This is a genomic window from Pseudomonas sp. PDM19 (genome assembly GCF_014852215.1).
Lineage (GTDB): Bacteria > Pseudomonadota > Gammaproteobacteria > Pseudomonadales > Pseudomonadaceae > Pseudomonas.
This window is the reverse complement of sequence record NZ_JACVBG010000001.1, coordinates 1,688,812-1,714,473: the sequence shown is the minus strand read 5'-3', so window position 1 is coordinate 1,714,473 and position 25,662 is coordinate 1,688,812. Positions and strand designations below refer to the sequence as shown.

24 protein-coding genes and 3 pseudogenes are annotated in these 25,662 nt (G+C 58.9%); 16 read left to right on the top strand and 11 right to left on the bottom strand.

Going from position 1 to position 25,662, the window contains the following annotated elements:
- Positions 1-265 precede the first annotated feature (265 nt).
- The 3 genes from IB273_RS07570 to IB273_RS07560 form a co-directional block, all read right to left on the bottom strand.
- Positions 266-700 carry a hypothetical protein gene (locus IB273_RS07570; protein WP_192223706.1) on the bottom strand — a complete coding sequence of 145 codons (435 nt, stop codon included), beginning with the start codon at positions 698-700 and terminating at the stop codon, positions 266-268.
- A 178-nt stretch (positions 701-878) separates the two neighbouring features.
- Positions 879-1,337, bottom strand: coding sequence for a hypothetical protein (locus tag IB273_RS07565; protein WP_192223705.1), 459 nt, complete (start codon positions 1,335-1,337; stop codon positions 879-881).
- Positions 1,338-1,658: 321 nt separating this feature from the next.
- Positions 1,659-2,210 carry a hypothetical protein gene (locus tag IB273_RS07560; RefSeq protein WP_192223704.1) on the bottom strand — a complete coding sequence of 184 codons (552 nt, stop codon included), beginning with the start codon at positions 2,208-2,210 and terminating at the stop codon, positions 1,659-1,661.
- A 161-nt stretch (positions 2,211-2,371) separates the two neighbouring features.
- Here IB273_RS07560 and IB273_RS07555 point away from each other — a divergent pair, with 161 nt between their 5' ends.
- The 8 genes and pseudogenes from IB273_RS07555 (at position 2,372) to IB273_RS07520 (ending at position 8,107) form a co-directional block, all read left to right on the top strand.
- Complete coding sequence (locus IB273_RS07555) at positions 2,372-2,620, top strand: helix-turn-helix domain-containing protein (protein ID WP_192223703.1); 249 nt, start codon at positions 2,372-2,374, stop codon at positions 2,618-2,620.
- Between the two features lie 397 nt (positions 2,621-3,017).
- Positions 3,018-4,022, top strand: a complete 1,005-nt coding sequence (locus IB273_RS07550; RefSeq protein ID WP_192223702.1) for an acetoacetate decarboxylase family protein — start codon at positions 3,018-3,020, stop codon at positions 4,020-4,022.
- Positions 4,023-4,472: 450 nt separating this feature from the next.
- Entirely contained in the window at positions 4,473-4,994 is a 522-nt protein-coding gene (locus IB273_RS31395) for a hypothetical protein (RefSeq protein ID WP_225610095.1), read from the top strand.
- A 6-nt stretch (positions 4,995-5,000) separates the two neighbouring features.
- Positions 5,001-5,687 carry a type 1 glutamine amidotransferase domain-containing protein gene (locus IB273_RS07540; protein ID WP_192223701.1) on the top strand — a complete coding sequence of 229 codons (687 nt, stop codon included), beginning with the start codon at positions 5,001-5,003 and terminating at the stop codon, positions 5,685-5,687.
- A gap of 15 nt (positions 5,688-5,702) precedes the next feature.
- A pseudogene (locus IB273_RS07535) lies at positions 5,703-6,208 on the top strand (alpha/beta fold hydrolase); the annotation flags it as partial.
- A 677-nt stretch (positions 6,209-6,885) separates the two neighbouring features.
- Entirely contained in the window at positions 6,886-7,275 is a 390-nt protein-coding gene (locus IB273_RS07530) for a response regulator (protein ID WP_192223700.1), read from the top strand.
- A gap of 193 nt (positions 7,276-7,468) precedes the next feature.
- Positions 7,469-7,714: a hypothetical protein gene (locus IB273_RS07525; protein WP_192209981.1), complete on the top strand. Its 246-nt coding sequence runs from the start codon at positions 7,469-7,471 to the stop codon at positions 7,712-7,714.
- 117 nt (positions 7,715-7,831) lie between these two features.
- Positions 7,832-8,107 (top strand): hypothetical protein, encoded by a 276-nt coding sequence (locus IB273_RS07520; RefSeq protein ID WP_192209982.1) that lies wholly within the window; start codon positions 7,832-7,834, stop codon positions 8,105-8,107.
- A 72-nt stretch (positions 8,108-8,179) separates the two neighbouring features.
- Here the strand turns inward: IB273_RS07520 and IB273_RS31895 are convergent, their stop codons facing one another.
- Positions 8,180-8,338 carry a hypothetical protein gene (locus IB273_RS31895; RefSeq protein WP_401086891.1) on the bottom strand — a complete coding sequence of 53 codons (159 nt, stop codon included), beginning with the start codon at positions 8,336-8,338 and terminating at the stop codon, positions 8,180-8,182.
- 290 nt (positions 8,339-8,628) lie between these two features.
- Between IB273_RS31895 and IB273_RS07515 the strand changes: the two genes are divergently transcribed.
- Positions 8,629-8,838, top strand: coding sequence for a cold-shock protein (locus IB273_RS07515; RefSeq protein WP_192209983.1), 210 nt, complete (start codon positions 8,629-8,631; stop codon positions 8,836-8,838).
- A 65-nt stretch (positions 8,839-8,903) separates the two neighbouring features.
- Here IB273_RS07515 and IB273_RS07510 read toward each other — a convergent pair whose 3' ends face one another.
- Entirely contained in the window at positions 8,904-9,812 is a 909-nt protein-coding gene (locus IB273_RS07510) for a slipin family protein (protein WP_192209984.1), read from the bottom strand.
- Positions 9,813-10,381: 569 nt separating this feature from the next.
- On the opposite strand from IB273_RS07510, the gene IB273_RS07505 reads away from it, so the two are divergent.
- Entirely contained in the window at positions 10,382-10,531 is a 150-nt protein-coding gene (locus IB273_RS07505) for a lmo0937 family membrane protein (protein ID WP_192209985.1), read from the top strand.
- A 53-nt stretch (positions 10,532-10,584) separates the two neighbouring features.
- Here IB273_RS07505 and IB273_RS07500 read toward each other — a convergent pair whose 3' ends face one another.
- The gene (locus tag IB273_RS07500; protein ID WP_192209986.1) at positions 10,585-11,091 is read right to left on the bottom strand and encodes a hypothetical protein; all 507 of its coding nucleotides are present in this window, start codon (positions 11,089-11,091) and stop codon (positions 10,585-10,587) included.
- 209 nt (positions 11,092-11,300) lie between these two features.
- Between IB273_RS07500 and IB273_RS07495 the strand changes: the two genes are divergently transcribed.
- Entirely contained in the window at positions 11,301-11,543 is a 243-nt protein-coding gene (locus IB273_RS07495) for a hypothetical protein (protein ID WP_192209987.1), read from the top strand.
- Between the two features lie 443 nt (positions 11,544-11,986).
- Positions 11,987-20,497: a GH36-type glycosyl hydrolase domain-containing protein gene (locus tag IB273_RS07490; RefSeq protein WP_225610094.1), complete on the top strand. Its 8,511-nt coding sequence runs from the start codon at positions 11,987-11,989 to the stop codon at positions 20,495-20,497.
- Between the two features lie 7 nt (positions 20,498-20,504).
- Here IB273_RS07490 and IB273_RS07485 read toward each other — a convergent pair whose 3' ends face one another.
- Complete coding sequence (locus IB273_RS07485; RefSeq protein ID WP_192223699.1) at positions 20,505-21,242, bottom strand: Crp/Fnr family transcriptional regulator; 738 nt, start codon at positions 21,240-21,242, stop codon at positions 20,505-20,507.
- A 412-nt stretch (positions 21,243-21,654) separates the two neighbouring features.
- Between IB273_RS07485 and IB273_RS31390 the strand changes: the two genes are divergently transcribed.
- Positions 21,655-21,864, top strand: coding sequence for a hypothetical protein (locus IB273_RS31390; RefSeq protein WP_225610093.1), 210 nt, complete (start codon positions 21,655-21,657; stop codon positions 21,862-21,864).
- Between the two features lie 357 nt (positions 21,865-22,221).
- On the opposite strand, the gene IB273_RS07475 is transcribed toward IB273_RS31390, so the two are convergent.
- Positions 22,222-22,431 carry a cold-shock protein gene (locus tag IB273_RS07475; RefSeq protein WP_192209989.1) on the bottom strand — a complete coding sequence of 70 codons (210 nt, stop codon included), beginning with the start codon at positions 22,429-22,431 and terminating at the stop codon, positions 22,222-22,224.
- A 462-nt stretch (positions 22,432-22,893) separates the two neighbouring features.
- Positions 22,894-23,035: pseudogene (locus IB273_RS07470) on the bottom strand (LysR family transcriptional regulator); the annotation flags it as partial.
- A 100-nt stretch (positions 23,036-23,135) separates the two neighbouring features.
- Between IB273_RS07470 and IB273_RS07465 the strand changes: the two are divergent.
- Positions 23,136-23,441: pseudogene (locus tag IB273_RS07465) on the top strand (pirin family protein); the annotation flags it as partial.
- 189 nt (positions 23,442-23,630) lie between these two features.
- Here IB273_RS07465 and IB273_RS31890 read toward each other — a convergent pair.
- Together IB273_RS31890 and IB273_RS07455 are read right to left on the bottom strand one after the other, a co-directional pair.
- Complete coding sequence (locus tag IB273_RS31890) at positions 23,631-23,804, bottom strand: hypothetical protein (protein WP_192223698.1); 174 nt, start codon at positions 23,802-23,804, stop codon at positions 23,631-23,633.
- 349 nt (positions 23,805-24,153) lie between these two features.
- Entirely contained in the window at positions 24,154-24,483 is a 330-nt protein-coding gene (locus tag IB273_RS07455; protein WP_192223697.1) for a hypothetical protein, read from the bottom strand.
- Positions 24,484-24,581: 98 nt separating this feature from the next.
- Here IB273_RS07455 and IB273_RS31885 point away from each other — a divergent pair, with 98 nt between their 5' ends.
- Positions 24,582-24,908 carry a helix-turn-helix domain-containing protein gene (locus IB273_RS31885; protein ID WP_412548064.1) on the top strand — a complete coding sequence of 109 codons (327 nt, stop codon included), beginning with the start codon at positions 24,582-24,584 and terminating at the stop codon, positions 24,906-24,908.
- Positions 24,905-25,348, top strand: a complete 444-nt coding sequence (locus IB273_RS07445; RefSeq protein ID WP_192223696.1) for a hypothetical protein — start codon at positions 24,905-24,907, stop codon at positions 25,346-25,348. Before IB273_RS31885 ends, IB273_RS07445 begins: the two co-directional genes overlap by 4 nt.
- The last annotated feature ends 314 nt before the right edge of the window (positions 25,349-25,662 follow it).

Here is a 25,662-nt window from a genome sequence, read left to right as displayed (position 1 = left end):
ATTCCGGCTGGTTTCAGTCACTGGGCTGTAGACAAGGAGCGCGGTTGCGGAATTCATGGCCCAGGTTGGCGTATCGATCGCGTGGAGACTGCGTAATTACGGGTTTTCAGGCGAACGACGAAACAACAACCAACCAGGGGAAATCCTCGTAGATAGTGGTAAAGCGGGGCCCGAATCGCCCTCATCGGCCCCTAGTGCCTTAGGGGCCTTTACTCGCTACCGGCGCCAGCTACCGACCCATAGCAGCCCCACCTATCGACGACAGTCAGCGCGCTAGCTTTGGCTTTCGCCACCAGGAAATGAAGCGCAAAACATCACTTTTCAAAAGTAAGGCCAGTGCCAACAGGCAGGCCAACGTCAGAGCCATCCCCTCAGCGAGAATGGCTGGATTGCTTTCCTGGTGACTATGCATTCGACCGAGTTGGTTGACGACGGTGGATGCAAACAATTGAGCGGGGAAACACAGCAAGATCGCACAAACACGCCGCACCGAGACATGCAGCCGGTTCAAACGAGCTGGGACAACGGCCGGAAGCCAAGCAGGAAAGCTGAACGCGACGCCTATCGCCAACCAGGCAGCAATGGCGATTCGTGAGGATTGTGGCTCGACAGCAAAAGTGAACGTTACGCCGAGGAGTGCGAAAGAGCCTCCAATGACGCACGCGAGAAGCAGCAAGATGACTCGGGTTAAGTTGGACATCTCTTTACCGACAGGCGAGAAGCGGTGACCAGTTGGCGAGTGAAGCACAAGCGCTATAAATGTGCTGTGTTCAACGTCCGCTTCTGGCCGGTTGCGGTCCTCCCGAAGCAGCCGACGATCGATGCTCTTAGCAACATCAACTAGGGGCCATAGGCCCCTAGAGAAAGCAGTCGAGTTATCAGCGCTGTACAGTCTGCTTTGGCGCGGATAGGCGCGTCAGTGTGTGCTCACGGCCGCAGACTTTGAAATGGATGGTGTCGGCATCTGCTAGGTCGCCTTCTAGGTAACCCATCTCGAAGTCGTCACGGCTGCGCTTGTTCAATTGCTTGGGCTTGAGGACTACGTGACCAGCGACGTTGGAACCGACCACGGTGTACTTAAGGTATTGCGGTTGGCCAGCCCACACTAGATGGTTCTCAACGATGCCGTTAACCGCGCCCGGAATTCCGCCATCTTGAAGGGTAAGGGTGAAGGACTGCATGCTCATACGGGACGGCGGGCATACGAAGTCACCTTTCCAGGTTCCGGCCATGGGTTTTTGACCCATATCGAGTCCGAGCGGTGCGCCTGCGCAGCCAACCAGGGTTATAGATATGGTGGAGACAATCAGAGCACGTTTCAGTATGGGAAATTCCAAGTAGATGTCCTTTCTATAAGAGTTTTTACGGGGGCGAAAAAGGGAAGGAATGGGCAGCGGTGTTCAATAGGACCTTTGATGTATATTTCCTATCACTCAAGATTATCTTGATAATTCTCATTGCGCTGGTGTTGGGCTGTAGTATTCGATGATTTTCCAGGCGGGAGTTGGAGGCTGACCATGGTTCGTCTGTATCCAACCACCCCTGATCATAGGCGGTTGTTTTTTTCATAATTGAAGAGGGCTCTTATCCAGAGATATGAGCCCTTGTGATCGATGGGGTAATTGAGGTGTCAGGATTTTTGGGTCGGTTTTCTATTATTATCTGTCTTTATGAATGGATTTTTTATTAGGTGAGAAAAGTGGCTTTTCTTCAATCGTGAAATTGTCAATTTCTCCTTTTGGCCATCCCTTAAAGTCTTTGATTTTTGTTAAGAGTCTAATTAACAGGGCTAGTGTGAAAACTCCACACGCTGTTCCAAATAGGAACGCTGCTTTGTCCTCGTCTCCGCGAGAGAATAATGCATTCATGATAGGCCATGAAAATGTCCATGCGCCAATCCATGCGCAGATGCTATATAGAAATATGGCGCCCTTGCTTCCCCCGGTGTTAGGGTGGCTTATTTCACCGTTTTCATTTTCTACCGCTACTATGGAGATTTGAGATTTTTTATTTTTTGCGATAAACCAGACTTTATGTTGTCTTCCCTTTCCTGGACCTTGAAAATAATTGAGTAGCTCTCTGCTGAGAGATACTCTTTTTGCTTTTCTGCCATTTATTGTAGCGCTTGCAATTGCTGTCTTTATTTTTCTTGCGTCTAATTCTGGGCCGAATTGTTCTATTGAACATTCCGAGTAAAAGTACTTTACCAATTTTCTTCTCTTTTTGACCGTTGTTGCAAAAGCCCATGTGCTGCTTGCTCGATGCCGGTAGGGAGCGGGCCATGCATGAAGGCATGGAGAAAATATCTGAAAATCAGATATTTGAAAACCAGATATAGGTTGCTGCGCTGACTCTTGAAGGCCAGCACCCTATGACCAAAGCGATTTACCGAGAGGAGTACGGCGCGTTCCTCGCTGTCTTGAAGCGACGCCGATTAGAGGCGGGCCTAACTCAGGAAGCCTGCTCCAGCGCTCTGGGGCGACCTCAGTCCTTCATGAGTGATGTGGAGCGGGGGGTACGCCGCTTAGACATCATTCAGATTCGAGATCTATGTAGAGTGATGGGTTGTGACCTTACTGAGTTGATAGCCGACTTCGAGGCCGAATTGCGAGCCGGCTGACGGTGCAGCATTCCCAGTTGATTGACTGCCTTGCGCGCGCAGTCGTCGGGGGGCTACGGAGCCCACTGGGTAAGCCATGGGGGATTTCAAGGTAATAGGGATTTGGGGGCGTTCTGGTTAGACGAACCATGATCACCGGCAGCTACCAAAGCGGACGAACGCCCCTTCAATACTACGAAGCTCGCTTCTCGGTAGGTTTGCTGCGCCTCATCACCAGCCCCCTAGCGAGGCGACATTCAGTGTACTTATCGCCCTTCACTGTTCAGCGAATAAGCCGGAAGGCTCCTTGACCTTGAAGCTAACTTCAAACTTAGGGTTCCGCACAGACACCGCCAACTGAGTTGGTGGAGATGCTGCCTCCCATAGCGGAGCAGCCCAAGACGCGGAGACCTTCGATATGAAACCTGTTTTACCTGCCCTCGCTTGCGGTTTTCTTCTTGGCGCTTTCGTTCTGCCTTCCTGGGCTTCGGAGCCAAGCCCTCCAGCTACCGCCCAAGCCTCCACGACGATTGCCGGACAAGTGATCCCCGTTGTGGCAGGAGGGTTGTACGATCGGTACCACTCCAATCCACCGCTCTCGGTGATTGCCCAGGAAGCTCCGGAAATCGACCTGAGCTGGTTCAAAAGCCTGACGAAGACCAAGGTGGACATGGGCTTCGAGTCCTATTCCCCGAATTTCTACTACAGCAACAGTCGGGTCACGGCGGTTTTCACTGCTGATCTGGACAGGCTGAGGGAGCTGATGCCCGCCAAGGTACTGGAGCAGGTGCAGCCACTGCAGATCTGGCCGGGGCGAGGGGTGGTTGCCCTGACTGCCTATGCCTATCACTACTGCGATAACGACAGTTACAACGAAATCGCCTTATCTATCGTTACCAACAAACCCGGAAGCCGCAACCTGGGGCCCATCAGCCTGGTCAGACAGTCGATGAGCAAGGACATGTGGGGATATGTGTTGAAGCTGCCGGTCAACACGGAGCTGGCCAGAGTGCGAGGGGTAGTCGGCTACAACCTGCCCAAATGGTTGGCCCTCATCGACTATCGCGAAACCGAAAAGTCGGTGGTCGTTACCATCAGCGACAGCCAGACCGGGAAGGCCGACGTGACGCTGGAAACGGAAAAGCTTGCCGATCTGTCGCAGGACGATGAATTGGTGACCAACAGCTTCATCAACCTCGATCACAAGTCAGAGCTCAGCTACGGCTATGCGGTTTCACGGCAGCAGCGCCACGCCTCCTCGACTAGTGCGGATGCCGTCAGGCTGACCCTGAGCGATGGCAGCCTGTCGACCTACATCAAGTCGCTGAAACTGGGTTCGATGTTGAAGTACGAGTACGTGCCGCAGTTCCAGAGTGCGTTGTATGCGCCGACACCGCTGCAGACCATTCTGCCGCGCGAATAAGAACTGCAGGCCCAAGGTCCCATTGAGGAGATTGCATGCAAACCATTCTGGGCGTCACCGGTCAGATTGCGGTGGAACTGGCGCGGGAGCTGAGCCGCACCTATACGACAGACTAGCGCCTTGTGAGCCGTAGCCCCGGGAAGGTCAACAACTCCGACTCCCTGGTGTCGGCCAACCTGCTCGATGCAGCCCAGGCAGCCAGGGCGGTGGAGGGCAGCAGCATCGTCTACTTCACTGCGGGGCTGCCGCCGGATACGCGGCTGTGGGAAGAGCAGTTTCCAACGATACTCAGGAACTCGCTAGAGGCGACCCGAGCGGCAAAGGCCAAATTCGTCTATTTCGACAACACCTACATGTCCCCCCAGGATGATCGCTTGCTGACCGAGGGTTCGGTATTCGAGCCAGTCGGGCGCAAGGGCAGAGTGCGGGCGGCGATGGGTTTTGCAGGAGATGGCGCGCGGCGAGATTCCCGTCGTCATTGGCCGGGCCCCGGAGTTCTATGGTCCCGACAAGACGCAGAGCATCACCAACAGGTTGATCATCGACAAGATCAAGTCTGGCCAGACGCCGCGTGTGCCGGTGCGGGACGACACCAGGCGCACGCTGATCTGGACTCCCGATGCGAGCCGTGTGCTGGCGGCCCTGGGTAACGCAGCGGACGCGTTCGGGAAAACCTGGCACCTGCCCTGCGACGATGATCGCCTAACCTACAGGCAGTTTGTTGCGCTGGCATTCGAGCTCTGCGGGCACGAGCCCTCGTATCGATTGCTCGGCAAGTGGACGTTGATGGCGGCGGGCATCATATCCCGGCAGGTCCGTGAACTCCGGGAGCTGCTGCCGCGCAATGAGCGCGACAACCTGTTCGACTCAACGAAATTCAAGCGGCGCTTCCCGGAGTTCAAGGTGACCACTTATCGCCAAGGGCTCTCGCAGCTCTTTGCAGAATCCAGCCCGAATCCGCTTGAAAGGTAGACCGCCATGCCTCGTTGCATTCTTCATGTCGTCTCCAATGTGGCTCACTTCGACCATCCCGACGAGCCAACCGGCTTATGGCTGTCAGAGCTATCCCACGCTTATGACCTCTTTGCTGCCCAGGGTTACGAGCAGCGGTTGGTGAGCCCGAAGGGCGGGGCAATACCTCTAGAGCCGCGCTCTCTCAAATGGCCGAACGCCGACGCATCCACTAAACGCTGGCTGGCTGCCCCTGCCAGCATGGCATTGCTCTCGGACACCGCCTCGCCAGGTGAGCTACACGGCAAGGATTTTGATGCGATCTACTTCACGGGCTGTCATGCCGTGATGTACGACTTTCCGGATGATGAGGGACTGCGGCGACTCACCCGCGAGGTGTATGAGAGCGGGGGGATCGTTGACTCCGTGTGCCATGGCTACTGCGGCCTTTTGAACACTCGGCTCTCTGACGGTTCGTTGCTCGTTGTAGGGCGACGCGTGACCGGCTTTACCTGGATGGAAGAAATCCTGGCGGGAGTTGCCAAACAGGCGCCTTACGACGCCGAGGAAGAGATGAGGCGACGTGGCGCCCGGTTCGAAAAATCGCTGCAGAGTCAGTCCGGGGTGATTCTCGCTTCTCGTTCCGGCCGACGGATGAAACAGCGTCCCCTGCAACTGCACGTCTGCAGGCGCCGGGCATCGATCTACACATAATCCGGAGAGACGAACATGGGATACGTCACGACCAAAGACGGTGTCGAGATCTTCTATAAGGGTTGGGGCCCGTGGAGCGCACCGGTCATTCACTTCCATCATGGCTGGCCGCTCAGTGCCGACGACTGGGACGCCCAGATGTTGTTCTTCGTCGCGAATGGCTTCCGAGTCGTTACTCACGATCGTCGCGGACATGTGCGATCGAGCCTGGTGTGGGACGGGCATGACATGGACCACTACGCTGACGACGTGGCCGCGGTAGTGTCAATCATCTTGGTACCCAGGGGGCGGCGCATGTGGGCCACTCCACCGGCGGCGGAGAGGTTATCCACTACATTGCCCGCCACGGCGAGGACCGTGTGTCCAAGGCCGCGATCATCAGCGCAGTTGCTCCGCTGATGGTCAAGACTCAAAGCAATCCTGGCGGTCTGCCCAAGGAGGTGTTTGACGACCTTCAGGCGCAGCTCAAGGCCAATCGCGCTCAGTTCTATTATGACGTGCCGGCCGGGCCGTTCTATGGCTAGCGGGCATCGACGCCTAAGGGACGAAACTCCCCTTTAGGTACGCACACAACTAAATCGATTGCAGAATCAGAGATAAGGGAGGAAGGTGATCTCCACCGCGCCCGAGCTATGTCGGAATATCCTTCCACCGTTCGGTCGTCAACCGAGGACGGTATGGACGATCGACGATTCGCCTGTGGTCTAAACATCGCTGCTTGCTATCTGAGAATGCTGGCGGACGAACTCTCTACAGATCACGCCCCATCTGATTATCCTCTCTCTACCAAGCGCTTTAACGATCTTGGGCGCAACTTAGAGTGTTGTGCATTGATCTTGGAGACCCTGCAAAAGAATCACAGGCACTTGTCGTTCATTCAAAATCTGCCTGACGATTCCCACGGCTCTGGTTGGCTGGTATCGAGAGGTCAGAATACATGCGCAAATCTGATTTGGCTGAGCTACCCACGAGTTACCTGCTCCTTCACTTAGACGTCTCAGGCGTCATCTTCTGAGCCCCTAGGCTCGGATGAGAGACCGCCATCTTAGATGGGCGTCAATCGCTCCAAGACGGCAAGCGGCTGATGGTGGAAACCCTAACTATTTCCACCACACGTCGGCAAAGTGACGAGTAACGCGGATAAGGTGAACGTACGCGAGATTGTGCCTTCTACCGCTGCACACAGAGGAGTTTAGGCATGGAAACGCTAAGAGGCCCGCTCACGAAAAACGTCACATACGTGCTCATCCTCGATGATGATTCGACTCTGGCGAGAGTTCTGGGTCTAGCCATGGAAGACTATGGAGTCCCCGCGATCGTTCTTGGAAATGCCGATGACGGGCTCGACTGGATCAATGCTAATCCTGGCCAACTGGCCCTCTTGCTTACTGACGTCTCAATGCCTGGAGAAATCGACGGCGTAGAACTCGCGCGTCAAATTGCAGAAAGATTCCCAGACATCCCTATCATCATCATGTCCGGCGGCTCTTGGAGCAGAGACTTCCCAACGTATAGATTTCTCGACAAGCCATTTGATCTCACGGCGCTCATGACCACTGTAGAAGAGGCTCTAGCGCCTCAACACTGAGCGAACAGCTCGCGTGCGCGTGACAACGCCGATGGATCTGCCGAGCAGTTATCGGCAGTCAGTGCGGTCAGCGAAGGGTAGGGAGATCAGTGTCTGTCGCGTTCTCGACCCTTGGTCGAATAACCGAACCATTGAGAGCTATTCAGCGGTATCAGGAGGATAGTGGGTTATCCCCTGAAATTGTGAGGCTCCCATGAACGAACGTGCATTCCCCGGTTACGACACGTGGAGCCTAGCCAAGATGAATGGCGACCACGCATTAGCCTTTATCGCAGTGCAGGACCAGTATGAGGGCTCGACGCCGAGTTTTCACTTGGTCTATGGGTTGTCCTGCTTTGGTGTGATGTCCCAAGCGTTTGCCGCAGCAGAAAAAGCTCTGGCAAAGATCACGCGCATCAATCGCCACGGCGAGCCGGTATTCAGCTCGCCAGATTGCTGACGCAACCTACCAATAGCTCCGCTTAGGGGCATACAGTCGCAAGCTGTCTTCCCTGCCCGCAGGTCCCCGCGGGCTTTTAGTTCCCGCCCTAAGAGAGCTTTCACTTAGGAGACCGGCATGACCGATACTACTGTCTCGGCGCTGCTTTATCGCCTCAATGAGAACATCAACGCCATCGGTGCAGCAGCAGAGGAGTTGGCAATCTGGATCGAGCAACGCGGTTCCACCGAAACAGCCTTGGCGGCTAAAAGCCATCTCGATGTGCTGGTTAGCAATGCTGACCTGATCGCGAATGGATTGGCGGAATTGATTGCGAGGGAGGCGAAGACCAAGAGCGATGTGCGGGCTTGGCGGTGCAGGTCGAGGACTTGCAAACCGGCTGGGATCTGGTGATGCCGAATGGTTTGAGGAGTAGCGGTCACACGGTAAAAGCCGCATCTTCCGATGCGGTTTTTTTCAAAAACATCAGGCGGCTGAATTTTTCGCCTTGCCAATCGTCCACTCGCTCCGTTTGTATGGCTCCTTACGGCCATGCCTACCGGCGGGAATTTCTTGGATTTCTCCGCCTTTGGAAAGGAACGCTGCGATTTTCTTCTCCAGATCCGAGCGCGCAGTTTCTAACATTGAATAAGACATCATGTCACCTCAGGCGATGAGCCACCAGGTTGGTGACTAGCATTCACTATACGCATATCTCGTGCTCATCCCCGACCGTCTGCCAGATATCTGCATATTTTTTTAAATTGCCTATCTATTCCTTGCAGAACCTGTATGGTGAGTCTCCTGCCTGCTCGGTTTAGCGGCACCGATTGATGTTTTGTCTTCTGGATTCTCCATCTTTGCGGCCCCTCTTCACTTCGCATCCAGTCATGTCTCGCATATCGCATGGCATGATCATTATTTGGAGATTCATCATGACTACTCGTCAAACTGGTATCGTTAAATGGTTCAACGCTGAGAAAGGTTTCGGTTTCATAACCCCCGAAAACGGCGCAGATGTTTTTGTTCACTTTCGCGCGATCGAAAGCAGCGGATACAAAACGCTTGATGACGGTCAGCAGGTCAGCTTTTACGTGACCAACGGGCCCAAAGGTCCTCAGGCTGATCAAGTGCAAGCAATGTAATCTGCGCAAATAAAAAGCCCCGCAAATGCGGGGTTTTTTTTCCAATGCCCCGTCCTGAATAAGGTTTACACCTTTCCCCTTATTGCAGCATTGACTCGCGGACTCTTATACGAAGGTTCGTCGCCGACATCAATCGCACCGGCCTGGGTGGCCACGGCTGTGGCGACGGCAACGGTCGGATTCATGCTGTCGATCATGGCGCTGGGAATGAGGATGGTGGTTCCGCGCTCCTTGGTGGTCTCGTAGATGATGTTCATTGCGCGCAACTGCAAGGCAGTAGGCTGACCGGCATAGATAGTGGCCGCTTCCACGAAACGTCCGGCGATTTCCGCCTCTGCGGAGCCTAGGATGATTCGCGCCTGCTTCTCGCGTTCGGCCTGCGCCTGGCGTGACATGGCGTCCTGCAATGCTACCGGGATGGCCACGTCGCGGATCTCCACCGAGCCGACGGTGACACCCCATTCCTGAGTCTTTTCACCAATCTCGCGGCACAACTGCTGATCGGAGCTGCGTCGATCGGATAGCAGCGCGGCCAGCATCGACGAGCCGATCATTTCCCGCAGAGAGGTCTGTGCTACCCGGTCGATGGCCTGCCGGTAGTCGGTGATCGCCAGTGCCGCTTTGCGGGCGTCGTGCACGTGCCAGAAGATGATGGCGTCGACGTTCACCGGCACTGTATCGCGGGTCAGTGCCTGCTCGGCATTGAATGCCGTGGTCTGGATTCGCTCGTCGATCACAGCGACGACGCTGTCCAGGACCGGAATGATCATGAACAGTCCGGGCCCGCACACGCCTTGCAGGTTGCCTGCGCGCAACACGACGAATTTCTGCCAGGTATTGGCCATCTTGAGGGACAGCGAGACGACCAGTGCGCACACCAGCACAACGATGCCCACAACCGTGTGGCCAAAGTAGATGAGGACGGCCCCCATGGCTGTCAGAACCATGACAATGAAGAGGGTGATGGGGTTCATAGTGTCCTCCTGCATTCAAGTGCAACGCTCATTTGAAGATTGCGCCTGAGGCGTTCGTCTGTCTGTGCGCTAGACCACTGGAGCGGTCCGTTGGGAAGGTCCCCGCGAGCACTGCCGGTCTTTGTGATGGGCTAAGCGCGCTTGCGCACCGACGCCAGGAGCTGCGACCTGCCATGGTTGCATTCCGTCGACAGCGAGCTGGCCTGGTGTTTCGGTACGTCCTGGCGACCAGCAGTGATCGGCTCACCAGAGGTCGCCATGAAAAGACAACCGGGAACAGTTCCGGACAGCCCATCGCCAGCCGGTGGTGGTGTCAGGCCCACACTGCCGGGCGGTGAATATGGCTCTCCCGCCGAGCGATATTCATTTCGAGATCGCGACAAGAAACAGCCGACGCTGCCTCCATCGGTTAACCCGGCCGAAGCACCATCACAGGCTCCGCACCAGTCTCCGGTCGATCCCTCGGAGGAGTAGTCCCCACCGAACGTGCGATGGCGCACGGACGGCTATCAGGCCTGGCTGGCGAATCAGGTCATCGAGTGCCGCAAGCCGCAGCAGGAGAAATCATCATGCTGGAAACCGTTGTTGTTTGCTTGCTCATCCTCTGGGCGCTCGGGATGTTCACCGCCTACACCCTGGGCGGCTTCATTCATGTTCTGTTGATCGCGGCAGTAGCAATAGTGGTGATGCGTATGCTCCAGGGACGACGGCCATCCTGACGCTGTTGTCCGTCCGCTGCCCGGAGTCGGCCGCTGCGTCGTCATGTGCCAACTCAGACCAGGCTGATGTCCATGTGCGCACCGACTCCGGGTGCTCTTTCGATGATGTCGAAGGCGCGCAGGGTTTCGCGCGCCGAGCGGGTCTCGGCAAGCAGAACAACATTTCCTGGCAGGAGGGTGTACCCGAAGGGATGGTCGTCCTGGCTGACGTTCGCCGACGCGCCGATTGCCGCGCCCGCCAGCCCTCCCACGACAGCACCCCAGCCCAGCATTTCGAATAGCGGCGAGCCGCCGAAGAGGCCTGCTCCGGCGTTCGTCATGGCGAATGCGAACAGCGCACTGACCAGCAGGCCGAACAGCGTCCCGACGGCAACGCCCTTGATGACCTGCCTGAAGGGGCGCCGCTTCGCGCGCAGGCGCCCGGAGGGCACCAGTTCATGGTTGTCGAATATGCGCACTCGGTCCAGACGAATGCCCAACCCCAACAGGTCCTGTTTTGCGCAATCGGCCTGTGATCGTCGGTTGAACACACCTGAGACCTGATGGCAGTAGCGGGTCATGGTTGCTCTCCTGGCATGCGACCTTTCGAACCAGTTTCCAGCATCCGCGAAGCCAAGGCGTCGGTCCGTCTGTTACCGCACGTACCGGTGCCCGTTATTGGATGACCAGCGCAAGTGGGCTACCGCACCGACAACCTGGTGAAAGGTTGTCATTGTCGCTCCCTCCACACTCTGCATGGTGCAGGAGTGGCAAGCGCGGCGAGGCGACCATGAACCAGACAGGCAAGCAAGCCCCCCATGGCGGGGCCGCTGATCCCAAGGGGAAGACTCATCCGCCCGGCAGGCGCAGCGAAGCGCCGCGTCTGCCGGGCTCAGATAACGACGCCAATCCGAAGACCAGAGCGGAAGTGGTACTCCAGCAATCGCTGGAGGTCGATTCTGCTGGAAATCCCATCCATCGACCGGAGAAGGGCACGAAGCCCAGCCGCGCCGGAGCTGTTCATGAGCAGTGATGCGCCATCGACGGATGACTACAGAGCGCGCAGTGTGGCGGCGGGTCTCCGGCGCCAATGGCGGCATGCGGTGATTCTCTGCAAGAGGGCATGGCGTCAGCTGTCCATGACGACACACTCCGTGCCGCAGGTCAATCGCCGGATCAGGGTGAAAGAAACGCCGGTGGTTCGGCGCAAGCCGCGTCGTTGATCGTGCAACTGCCGGTTCCGATGGAGGTCACCAGAGCCGAGCATCAAACGGCCCTTACCTTAAGTGCGCAACCGCACCGACGTCGTAGTCCTGGTCTGCGAAGGTTGCAGTCAGACATGCCCCACGGCTTGCGGTGATACAGGCAGCTTCTTCAGGACTCGCCGGGTACCGACAGAGGGGGCTTTCTCTGTACGTGCCCCCCTGACGCTCGTGTCGACCGGCCAGGTTTTCGCTGCACTTCCGGAGCAATGCCATGATGTCGCTCCATTTCCGGGCCTTGCGCCGCGACCGATCAAAGCCTCCCTGGGACAGTCTGGCACCGGTTCGAGAAGAACTCTTCGGCATCGAACGGCTCGAACAGCACGCGCAGAGCCTGGCCCTGGCACAACAAGTGACGGATACGCCAAAGCGTGTACTGCCGTTGCATGTGCGCCTGGATGACAACTCCCGTGTCCTGCTGGCTGCCTACCGGGCTAGCGCTGTCGAGTTGGAAAGGGGCAATGGTGTGGTACCGGCTGCCGAGTGGCTACTGGACAATTACCACATTGTCGAAGAGCAAATCCGCGAGGTCCGCGACGACCTGCCGCCTGGCTACTACCGGCAGTTGCCCAAGCTGGCCGATGGGCCGTTCGCCGGCTACCCGCGAGTCTTCGGGCTGGCCTGGGCCTTCGTGGCGCACACCGACAGCCACCTCGATGTGGAACTGCTGCAGCGCTTCATCCATGCCTACCAGCGGGTCCAGCCACTGACTATTGGTGAGTTGTGGGCGGTAGCGATTACCCTGCGCATCGTCCTGATCGAGAACCTGCGGCGCTTGGCCGAGCAGATCAGTGCCGGGCGCATAGCCCGTGCCGATGCCGATGCCCTGGCCGAGCGTCTGCTCTCGCCAGGGCACGCTCGTTCGGCACTGGAGGCGGATATCGCCGCGCGCTCGACCGGTCCGCTTTCCGAGGTGTTCTCGGCCCAACTGGCCAAACGCATGCGCGACCAGGACCCGCGCACGACACCGACACTGGGTTGGCTCGAAGAGCGCCTGCACGAACAGGGTGTCAGCGTCGAGGCGGCGGTCCAGCATGCGCAGCAGCGCTTGGGCGCCTCCAATGTCACTGTGCGCAATGTGATCACTAGCATGCGCCTGATCTCCGATATCGACTGGGCACAGCTGTTCGAGAATGTCAGTCTGGTCGACGCGCGGCTGCGCGACGGCAGCAACTTCGCTGCCATGGACTTTCCCACTCGTAACCTCTATCGCAGCGCCATCGAACAGTTGGCGCGCGGCTCGTGTCTGGACGAGCTCCAGGTGGTCGATCACGCCCTGGAGGCTTGCCGTCAGGCCGTTGCCGAACATCCGGACGGCGAAGACTCCCGCCGTGAATTCGATCCCGGATTTCATCTGATTGCTGAAGGCCGCCCGACGCTGGAGCGCGCCATCTGCTTCAGCCCGACGCTGCACCTGCGCCTGAATCGCTTCAGCGTGCGCCTGGGCATGGGCGGCTACATCGGTGCCATCGGCCTGCTCAGCCTGGTGCTGCTGGGATTCGTATCCCATCTGCTGAATCAGCCTGCGCTCTCCTGGGGTTGGATGCTGGCCTTCCTGGCCTGCCTTTTCGTTCCGGTGACCGAAGTGGCCACGGCACTCATCAACCGCTTGGTGACCTGGAGCTTTGGCGCGATCACGCTGCCTGCGCTGGAACTCCTGGCCGGCGTGCCACGGGCGTTGCGCACCATGGTGGCGGTGCCGACCTTGCTGACCACCGAGGCCGATCTGCTGGAGCAGATCGAGCGGCTGGAGGTCCACCATCTCGCGGGTATCGGCGGTGACCTGACTTTCGTGCTGATTCTCGATGGCGTCGACGCGCCACAGGAGGTCCTGCCCAGTGATGCACCGCTGCTCGACGCTGCGGCTGCGGCCATCGACCGCCTGAATCAGCATTACGGCCCAGGGCCCGGCGGCCAGCGCTTCTTCGTGCTGTTTCGCAGGCGCTGCTTCAACTCTGCCGAGGGCTGTTGGATGGGCTGGGAGCGCAAGCGCGGAAAATTGCATGAACTGAATCGGCTGTTGCGCGGCGCCACCGATACCAGCTTCGTGGCGATTGCCGGAGAGCCGCCGCGAGTGCCGAGCGAGGTACGCTTGGTCATCACCCTCGACGCCGATACCCGCCTGCCCCGCGAGGCGGCCCTGCGCCTTATCGGCAAGATGGGCCACCCGCTGAACCAGCCGCGCTTCGATGCCTCGCAGCAGCGAGTGATCAACGGCCACGCGGTACTCCAGCCGCGGGTGACGCCATCGCTGCCGATGGGCGGGGAGGGGTCGTTGTACCAGCGCGTCTTTTCCGGCCCGGCAGGCATGGACCCCTACGCGGCGGCGGTGTCGGACGTTTATCAGGATCTGTTCGGCGAAGGCTCCTTCACCGGCAAGGGGATCTATGACGTCGATGCCTTCGAGCGCGCGATGGCCGGTCGGGTCGCGGACAATCGACTGCTCAGCCATGATCTGTTCGAAGGCATCTTCGCCCGCGCAGGGCTGGTGTCGGATGTCGAGGTCGTTGAAGAGTCGCCGTCGCGCTTCGATGTGGCGAGCAGGCGCATGCATCGCTGGACCCGCGGCGACTGGCAGCTATTGCCGTGGATGCTCGGCCACTGGCGCGGGCCGCAGGCGATGCCGTTGATCGGCCGCTGCAAGATGCTCGACAACCTGCGACGGTCGCTGGTCGTGCCCTTCGCCCTGTCCAGCCTTCTGCTCTGCTGGTGGTTGCCATTGCCCCAGGCGCTGCTGGCCGCGATGTTGGTCATTCTGACCCAGGCGATCCCGCCGTTACTGCCGATCTACTGCGCATTGCTGCCAGCGCGCTCGGGTGTTCGAATACGCAGCCACTTCGCCATGCTCGGTGCCGACTTCCGTCGTGCGTTGCTGCAGATCCTGCTGTCGCTGGCCTTTCTGGCAAACGATGCCTGGAGCATGGTCGATGCCATCCTGCGCACGCTTTGGCGGATGTACGTCAGCCAGCGCAACCTGCTGGAGTGGACCACCGCCGCACAGTCCTCACGCAAGCCGCGCCCCGGCTGGCTCGGCAGCTATCGGCAGATGGCCGGCGGGACGGCCCTCGCCGCATCGGCCGGCATCACCGGGTTGGTATTGCATCCGGCGAACTGGTTGCTGATCCTGCCATTGACCCTGCTCTGGTTAGGCGCGCCTCTGCTCGCGTTCTACAGCAGCAGGCCCACGCAGCCGGCGCGCCGTTCGGGCCTGGAAGAGGATGACGCAACTGCACTGCGCCTGGGCGCACGGCGGACCTGGCGCTTCTTCGAGACCTTCGTCACACCGGCGGACAATCTGCTGCCGCCGGACAACTTCCAGGAGCAGCCCAGGCCTGTGCTGGCTCACCGCACTTCACCTACCAATATTGGCCTCTACCTGCTGTCCGCGGTGGCCGCCCGCGATTTCGGTTGGGCCGGCGGCCTGCAGACGCTGGAGCGCCTCGAAGGCACCCTGGCGGTGCTGGAGAAGCTGCCGCGCAGCCACGGCCATTTCTTCAACTGGTACGGAACCCACGACCTGCGTGCCCTCGAACCGAGGTACCTGTCCTCGGTGGACAGTGGCAACCTGGCTGGGCACCTGATCGTGCTGGCCAACGCGTGCGAGGAGTGGCGCGCCAGCCCGCTGGTGGTGGAAGCGCGCCAGGGCCTGCTCGACACCCTGCATCTGGCACGGCAAGCCGTCGCAAGGCTTCCGCTGGCAGAAGATGTCGCGTTGCTGCAGGTGAAGGAGGACGTGCGGGTGATTCACCGGGCCCTCACCGGCCCACAATCGCTCGACGCCTTGCTGCCCGCCCTCGGGCACCGCGCAGAAAAGGTCGTGCGTTGCGTCGCGGGCCTCGCGCCGGCTGGCGAGGAGGGCGACGACCTGTCGTTCTGGTTCGACGCACTGCGCAGGGCCTTTGCCGAGCACAGCCGAGACCGACGGCATGGCCATGAAAAGACAGTGGACCGTCGCCTTCAGGCCCTGGCCGATACGGCACGGCGGTTGGCACTGGAGATGGATTTCGGTTTCCTGCTCAACCAGGAGCGCCAGCTGCTGTCCATCGGCTATTGCGTGGACAACAACTGCCTGGACCCAAGTTGCTACGACCTGCTGGCCTCCGAGGCACGCCTGGCCAGCCTGTTCGCCATCGCCAAGGGCGACCTGCCGACCCGCCACTGGTTCCGCCTGGGCCGCACGGCCACGCCGGTGCCCGGTGGCTCGGCGCTGATCTCCTGGTCCGGCTCAATGTTCGAGTACCTGATGCCCTCGCTGGTCATGCGGGCGCCGGCCGGCAGCCTGCTGGAACAGACCAACCGCCTTGTCGTGGCGCGGCAGCAGGCCTATGGCGCCGCGCTGGGCATCCCCTGGGGAATCTCCGAATCGGCCTACAACGCCCGCGATCTGGAATTCACCTACCAGTATTCGAACTTCGGCGTGCCGGGTCTTGGTCTCAAGCGCGGGTTGGCCGAGAACGTTGTCATAGCTCCCTATGCCACGGCGCTGGCGACCATGGTCGATGCGCAAGGGGCGCAGCGCAATTTCGATCACTTGACGGCCGTCGGTGCGCTCGGCCGCTATGGCTTCTACGAGGCTCTGGACTTCACCCGCTCACGCCTGCAGGATGGGGAAAGCGCTGCCATCGTCCGCAGTTTCATGGCCCACCACCAGGGCATGAGCATCGTCGCCATCGCCAATACCCTGCAGCACGGGCGCATGCGCTGCCGCCTGCATCGCGAGCCGATGATCCAGGCCAGCGAACTGCTGTTGCAGGAGCGCGTCCCGCGCGACGTGGCGCAGGGGCATCCCCGCGCCGAGGAAATTACGGTAGCGCCCAGTGACACCATTGCCGATGCGTCCACGTTGCGCCGAGTCGATGCAATGCTCGATGGGCCGCCGATCACTCATCTGCTGTCCAACGGCCGCTACGCATTGATGCTGACTGCCAGCGGTGGCGGCTACAGCCGCTGGGGCGATATCGCAGTGACGCGCTGGCGCGAGGATGCTACCTGCGACGACTGGGGCAGTTTCATCTTCCTGCGCGACCTGCAGAGCGGCGCACTGTGGTCGACCACGGCGCAGCCTGGCGGACAACCGGTGGAGAATGGCGAGGTACTGTTCGACGAGGACCACGCCGAGTTCATCCAGCGCGACGCCGCGCTGCTGACCAACCTGGAGGTACTGGTGTCCGGGGAGGACGACGGCGAGGTGCGGCGGGTGTCGCTGACCAATCATGGTCGCCGTGCCTGCGAAATCGAACTGACTTCCTATGCCGAAGTGGTGCTGGCAACGCCGGCAGCCGATGCCGCGCATCCGGTGTTCTCGCGGATGTTCGTACAGACAGAATACCTTGCCGAGTTCGGCGCCCTGATCGCCACGCGGCGCCTGCGCTCGCCGGACGATCCATCGATATGGGCGGCCCATTTCGCAGTGGTCGAGGGCGAGGTGATCGGCGAGACGCAGTATGAGTCCGACCGCGCTCGCTTCCTCGGCCGCGGCCGAACCCTGCGGGAGGCGCAGGCAGTTCTGAGCCACCGTGCCCTGGGCAACTCCCAGGGCAGCGTGCTCGATCCGATCTTCTCCCTTCGCCAGCGCCTGCGGGTGGCGCCGGGCAAGGTTGCACGGGTCGCATTCTGGACACTGGTAGCCAGTACCCGGGACGCCTTGCTTGACCTGATCGACAAGCATCACGAACGCAACGCCTTCGAACGCGCCAAGACCCTAGCCTGGACCCAGGCCCAGGTGGAATTGCGCGACCTGGGGATCGATGCGGAGGAGGCCGCCGATTTCCAGCGCCTGGCGGCGCCGATTCTCTATGCGGATTATCGCTGGCGGGCACCGCAGGAAGCCCTCCGGCGCGGGGCGGGGCGCCAGTCCGGGCTCTGGCCGCTGGCGATTTCCGGAGATTTACCGATCGTGCTGTTGCGCATCGACGAAGTCGACGATCTGTCGCTGCTGCGGCAACTCCTGCGTGCTCGCGAGTACTGGCGGATGAAGGGCCTGGACGTCGACCTAGTGATCGTCAACGAACGAGCCTCGTCCTATGTCCAGGATCTGCAGACAGCTATCGAAACGGCCGTACGCAGCAGCCCCTCGCGTCAACGCAGGGAGGGCGAGGCCTTACGGGGTGCCGTGTACACTTTGCGTGCCGACCTGATGACCGTGGAGGCAAGGGCACTGCTGAACGCCGTGGCGCGGGTCAACCTGCTGGCGCGCCGCGGCTCCATCGCTGCCCACCTGGAGCGCCTGCCGCTGGCCCAGCCGCGGCCGTCTGCCGCCCTGCACTCACCGGTGGCCTTGCCGCTGGTGCCCGCGACCGAGGGAGCGAGCAGTGATGAGCCGCTGGAGTTTTTCAACGGCCTGGGCGGCTTCGCGCTGGGCGGGCGCGAGTACCACATCGCTCTGAACAATGGCCACATGACCCCGGCGCCGTGGATCAATGTGATCGCCAATCCAGCGTTCGGCTTCCAGGTCTCGGCGGAAGGCAGCGGCTACACCTGGGCCGGCAACAGTCGGGACAATCAGCTTAGCCCCTGGTCCAACGACCCGGTCATCGATCCTGCAGGTGAGGCTTTCTACCTGCGCGACGAAGAAAGTCTGGCAGTCTGGGGCGTTACCGCCCAGCCGATCCGCGACGCAGGCTTGTACCGCGCCGCCCATGGTTTCGGCTACAGCCGGTTCAGCCACACGGCCCACGGTATCGAGGCGCAGCTGCTGCAGTACGTGCCGCTGGAAGACCCGCTGAAGATATCGCGGCTGACACTGCGCAATACCTCCGGCCGGCCGCGCCGGCTATCGGTGACAGCTTACGTGGAATGGATACTGGGTACCGCGCGCGGAGCCTGTGCCCCTTTCATCCTGACGGGGGTGGATGTCGACAGCGGCGCGCTACTGGCACGTAACCCATGGAGCATCGCTTATTCCGAGCTGCTGGCTTTCGCAGACCTGGGCGGGCGGCAGAGCAGCTGGACCGCCGATCGCAGCGAATTCATCGGTCCTGCCGGTAGCCTGTCGGCTCCTCGGGCGCTGCTCGGCACCACGGCGTTGTCGGGCGCCAGCGGCGCTGGCTTCGATCCTTGCGCTGCCCTGCAATGCATCGTCGAGCTGGGCGTCGGCGAGTCCGTGGAAGTGCTGGCGTTGCTGGGGCAGGCCGGATCGAACGAGGATGTTAGTCGACTCGTGCTGCGTTACCGCAGTCTTGATCTCGATGCAGTGTTGGCCGACGTGACCCGGTATTGGGAACAACGGCTTGGCGCGGTTCAGGTCCGCACGCCCGATCGCGCCATGGACTTGATGCTCAATGGCTGGCTGCTCTACCAGACCCTGTCGTGCCGCATCCATTCCCGATCGGCGTTCTACCAGGCCAGCGGTGCTTATGGTTTCCGTGACCAGTTGCAGGATGCTCTGGCGTTGTCGTTCGCCTGCCCAGAGCTGACCCGCCACCACCTGCTGCGGGCCGCCGGGCGCCAGTTCGTCGAGGGCGATGTGCAGCACTGGTGGCTGGAACAGACGGGGCAGGGAGTGCGCACGCGAATCTCCGATGACCGGGTCTGGTTGGCCTATGCCTGTGCCAGCTACATCGAGTCATCCGCAGACCTTGCGGTGCTCGACGAAATGCTGCCTTTCCTCGAAGGGCCACAGCTGAATCCTGGCGAGAGCGATACGTTTTTCCAGCCGATGCTTGCGGAGGAGAGCGCCTCGCTGTTCGAACACTGCGCTCGGGGCCTGGACCGGTGCCTGGAGATGACCGGCGCCCACGGCCTGCCACTGATGGGGAGCGGAGACTGGAACGACGGAATGAACCGTGTGGGCGTCGGCGGCCAGGGCGAAAGTGTGTGGCTCGGCTGGTTGCTGTTGCATACCCTGGAGCGCTTCGCTGCCCTGGCCGAGGGGCGGGATGAGGTACGGTCCGTGCGCTGGCGAAAACATTCGGCGGCGCTGCAACTGGCCTTGGAGGAGCATGGTTGGGACGGCCAGTGGTATCGCCGGGCGACCTTCGACGACGGCACCTGGCTCGGTTCGGCGGCCAGCGACGAATGCCGGATCGATTCCATTGCCCAGTCCTGGGCAGTGCTCTGCGGCGGTGCGAATCCCGAGCGTACAGCCACTGCCATGGCGTCGCTGGAGCGCTGGTTGATCCGTCAGGATGAGGGGTTGGCCTTGCTGTTCACTCCCCCCTTCGATCAATCAGCACATGATCCCGGGTACATCAAAGGCTACCCGCCGGGCCTGCGCGAGAACGGCGGGCAATACAGTCATGCGGCGATGTGGAGCATCCTGGCGTTTGCCCGTCTCGGTCAGGGCGACAAGGCGGCCAGGCTGTTCTCCCTGCTCAACCCGATCAACCACACGCGCACGGCGGCAGAGGTTGAGTGCTACAGGATCGAACCCTATGTCGTCGCCGCCGATGTCTATTCCATTGCCCCCCATGTCGGGCGTGGTGGCTGGAGCTGGTATACCGGCTCCGCTGGCTGGATGTACCGAGCGGGGGTGGAGGGAATCCTGGGGCTCCGGCGCGAGGGTGCAAGTCTGGTCATCGATCCGTGTATCCCGCTGGACTGGCCGGGGTTCGACGCCAGCGTAACGGTGGATGGTTGCCATTACAGCATCGTCCTGACCTCGGCCGGGAAGCACTGCCGCGGCATCCAGCGCGCGCTTCTGAATGGCTGTTCACTGGTCTGCGGCGAAAGCCCTGTGCGGGTGCCGCTGGCGGTTGGCGAGCATCGCCTCGAGCTGTTCCTGTAAACGCGTGTCACCCCGCCGTATGGCCTGGACGACGGGGAACGTAGGGTAGCAAGCGGTCGGTTTCCGCCTTCACCACCGCGTAGCACTCGCAACTCAATGCCTCCAGGCGCGGGCGGTCCAGCACGGTGATCCGCCCCCGGCTGTACTCGATCACACCTTGCTTCTGCAGTTTGCCGGCCGCTTCGGTGACGCCCTCTCGCCGCACACCGAGCATGTTGGCGATGAGCTCCTGGGTCATGATCAGCTGGTTGCCGGGCAGGCGGTCGAGGGACAGCAGCAGCCAGCGGCAGAGTTGCTGGTCGATGGAGTGATGGCGGTTGCAGACAGCCGTCTGGGCCATCTGAGTGATCAATGCCTGGGTATAGCGGAGCAACAACTGGAGCATGTCGCCGTGGCGGCCGAACTCGTCCTTCATTCGTTGCCCTGCGAGCCGGTAAACGCTGCCGGCGCTTTGCACGATAGCGCGGCTGGGGGTGCTCTCGCCGCCCATGAAGACGGCTATACCGACCAGCCCCTCGTTACCGACCACGGATATCTCGGCCGATGCACCACTTTCCATCACGTACAAAAGCGAAACGATGGAGTCGGTGGGGAAGAACACGTAACGCATCGCATCACCGGGTTCGTAGATCACCTTGCCCAGTTCCAGACGTTGCAGGTCCAGATGGGGGAAGAGGCGCTCCTGAACCTCTCGGGGGAGTGCGGCCAGTAAATGGTTCTGCGCGGGGGAGGGAGTTTCTCGCATGGCGGCCTCCTCACGGGGCGTATCGCGACTACTCGAGCATACAGTTTCAGGCCTTTACCGGTGGTGCAACGTTCCCTATCGCACAGACCGGGCTTCCGCTGGCGCGCAGTCTGGAGCTTGCGGCGGCAGATGCTGATCTGGCGCTTTGTAAGACCAAGTCATCGCATCTTTTCAGGGATTTTCCATGAACATTGAAGATGGCGATTCCTTCAGTATGTACGAGGGCCATAACGGCGTAGCCGCCGATGACCATTCCTGTCTCGGCCCCTAATTGCTGAGCGCAGATACGCTCATCGAGAGTGACATCTGCAACTTCGAGGACGAAGGTTTTGGCGGCCTCAAGAAAATCATGCTGTATTCGCAAAGTAGGTAAGTTGCCTGTGCCGGGCTGTCGTTCGGCGGACTCCTGGGGATGGGAGAAAAACTGTTTTCAGTTCCATGGCGTCTCTGGAGGCGGGATATAGCGAACAAGCACTTCGTGCTTGACGTCGACCAGGACCGCCTCAGCAGCGCACCGGGGTTCGACAAGGATGATTGGCCGGACATGCAGGATCCGACATGGGGCGGGATATACCTGCTTATTATGGAGCTGAGCCAGTCGGAGATTTCAGATTATGATTGATTGTGCCTGACCGTGCCCTGCCTTTTTGTTAAATTGAAGCCAGTTAGGTGGTTTCTAATCAGTGGATTGGAAATATATTCGAGATTGGCTGGGCATTTGCCCGCTTGAGTGATTCCATGATCACGGCGACACATTCAAGTTGTTGTCTGATTCTGGCGAGACTTTCCCTGTTCGTGGAAGATTCAGAACTGACTTCTTCTGCCGCAAGATCATTTATCGCCTGTGTCAGGCAACTGCTTGCAATATTAAGGCTTTGCCCAAATCGCTTTTCTTTCATGTCGAATCCCCGCTATTTCCCTGTGAGTCGCATGGCTTGAACCCAATGAGAGACCCCGCAGGTAGCGGGGTCTGGGGATTTCACAGTACTTTCACCTGCTCGGCCTGATCACCTTTAGGGCCAACGCCCACCAGGAAGCTCACGCGCTGGCCTTCATCTAGTGACTTGAAGCCTGGAGTGTCGATTTCTCGGAAATGGACGAATATGTCCGGCCCTATCTCGGGTGTGATGAAGCCAAAACCTTTTACTGCGTTGAACCATTTTACGGTTCCATTCTGACGAATAGCCATGATGATCTCCACGGAAATGGCTGCAGAGTGAAGTGGCCGAGGAGATGGGCGTCATGCATCAAGACGGAGCCGCTAAACACGGCAGGGGAATCAAAGTATACACCGTCTGGGGATATCTTCAGGGTTTTTAAGATGGATTTGGATTATTCGGATGAGTGGTCTGCTGAGTATATGTCGATATCGAGATGATGTTTTTATAGGGTTGTTATTTTCTCTTTCTGCTTTTTGATTTCGTTGAGATGTTGGCCAGCAGTTTTGGTGGCCGCAGTTGCGGGGGATGTTTCCCTAAACGGATGAAACTTGGCGGAAAAGATACCCGATCCAGATTCATTCCAGCCATTTGAGTGCATACGAACAAAGAATCCTCTCGTAGCAAGTCTAGCTGCTGCATGGCATATGGCTGGCTCCTCCCCACGGTGCCGGAGTCTTTCAGGTGATTGCTGGGAGTAGCGTTACGCAGGCGGCCGGCACCCAGGCGCTCCTCCAGCGCGGCGATGCGCCGGCTGAGCTTCGACTTGGGCTCGTCCAGGGCGCGGCCGGCCGGGGTGAAACCGCCGTACTCGACCACCTGGGCGAAGTAATAGAGGTCGTTGAGATCGTCCATTTCAGTGTTCCTCCTATGGGACACTGATACTAATTTTTGCCGTCTACCGAGGCAATTGTTCCATCCGCATCGTGACCTCCATGCACTACAGGAGGCACCCATGAAACAGATTCTTGGTATCTACAGCGCCGCCCGGCCGCACTGGGTCGGTGACGGTTTTCCGGTTCGCACGCTGTTTTCCTACGACAGCCTGGGCGAGCACCTCAGCCCCTTCCTGCTGCTCGACCATGCCGGCCCCCACGCTTTCGGCCCCAGCACGGTGCGCCGTGGCGTCGGCCAGCACCCGCACCGGGGCTTCGAGACCGTGACCCTGGTCTATGACGGCGAACTGGAACACCGCGACTCCAGCGGTGGCGGCCGCATCGGCCCTGGCGACGTGCAGTGGATGACTGGGGCGGGGCGCATAGCCAAAGCTGACCATGTCAGAGTCGGAGCGGATAACGCAGTCATCAAGTGCGTGTGCAACGTTGCCCTGTTTACGATACGAGCAAGCTACCAACCATGACCTTGGTTCGTCTTTGCTAAACGATCCATGATCACTGTCACGCTTTATATGCAGGATGCCGTTGAGTCATTCTGGGAATAATTGTCCCTGCTATCTAATCGAATGCTCATGATGCTTTTTCATTTTTAGGACCAGTTCAGCAGCGGAAATGTTACCCATTTTATATTGATCAGCCAGCTCTAGGAACTTCTCGCTAGGCCTGACATCGGAGAGTCTCGCTGAGGTCAAAGCATGCTCTACATTCCAAGCTCGATTAATGCTCATTGCCATTTTACTCGCTACCCGGTGTGCCCGTAACTCGATCAAAAGCGTTCAGATAATTTTCATCGGCATCTATGTTCATCTGAATCGCTCGCTGAAGACGCAGATCTCCGAGTACTCGAAAAAAGCACTCGTCACAAAGACTTAAGTCGTAACTCTCACCCTCGTGAGTTGAACTCCTTCCCCAGTTGGCTCTAAGTGAGCCAAACTCCATCTCGCACCCGTCCGCGTCTACTGTCCTGCAGCAAGCATAGCAACTAACTTTAGTAGTCGCTGCGGAGTTATTTTCTTCGATAGGTTTCATCAGCAGTCTCCCTACAGAAAAATTTACTTGGGTAATTGCTATAGAGACTCATTGAGCTGACTTGTCGTTGCTTCCGGTCAATTTTCGCAGATAGGTTTCAAATAAAGTCGCTTGCTCTTGTCGGTGGGTGACAATCACATAGCGACTCCCGGAGAAGGTATATGCAACTAGATAGCCAAACTCAACCCCGATGCTAATTACGAAAGAGGTGGCTATTTGGCGCCCGTCTATAAATCGGCTGTGAACATCACCATATACGGTGCCGACGAGATAACCGAAGACGCTGGCGACGTCGATGAGATAGGCGGTAGGCGCCTCTTCCTCTTTCCATTGCCTCAATGCGGAGACGACCTCTGACGGATAAGGGATAGGGGACATATTGGTTAGCTCTCCTGTGACGATCTTGGTGGTAGGGCTTGCAGTGTCGAATGCCAAATACTATAGTCATTAAATGCACATTTTGATGGGAGTAATCAATGGGTCGTGAGCGTCCTAATCTGTACCCGATGCTGGAGCGTCTGCTGCTGGGATTTGGTGAGCGGATCCGTCTAGCGCGCCTGAGACGGGACCTTTCCATGGTGGTTGTCGCCGACAACGCGGGAATTTCTCGGGAGACGCTCAACAAAATTGAGCGCGGAGATCCAGGTGTTGCATTGGGGAGCTATGCACGAGTGCTAGAGGCCCTAGGGCTGGCAGGGGACATTGATCTGTGGGCTCAGGGAGACGACATCGGCCGTCAGCTGCAAGACGAACGCCTACCAAGAAGAGCGTCTCGTCGTAAATCCGAAGGAGATGAACCATGAGCTTTAGCGTGTTGGAGGAGTTTCGCGATCACGATGCGGAGATCCGAGGGGCGATTTTCAATCGAGGAGTCAATCGGGCCTGCTATCGAATTGTCGAGATAGAAGGGTCTCGATGGAGCTTTTTACTCCGAGCAATTGATGATCGCTCTGTATTCTGGCGAACCTATCTGATCAGGTCTTTGGCGGATGCAGTTAATCTGGCTGCCGATCCCGTATGGAGTCGGCATACTCTTTATGTTCTCTTCTGCTCGCACGATGGCATAGCTATTAAGCAAGAGTGCCAAAAGGTTCTCAATATCTATGAGGCAGTCTTTTCCTCGCAGGGTGGCTCGTCGTTCTTGGTCGAGACGGTAGATGGTGAGTTTGCCGATGACCCGATTATGGAGGGTGAAGTCCCCACTTCGCGTGCAAAAGTTTATTGCAGCGGGCAAGGTCAATAGTGCGGCGCTGCACGTATGGTTTGCGAGAGGGCGGGTAGGGCAAGTCGATTGTCTCAGTTTTTAGTATGAGCGCTCTGCGGTATGGAAGCGTTGTGATTCAATCTGCGTTGGTCCATCTGATAAATCATAATAGAATTAAATATCTTGCCAATTACAGGGCTGTTGATTCGTTCCTGCTTTTTTGTTAACAATAAAAGGCCGGCGAGCAAAGGTTCTGTCAGGACAAACCGCATCCACTAACGTGTGTACATTTGTCCTGACAAAACGCTCGACGGCCAATCACTGCGTTCTCAGCCGTATAATAAGAATAATAA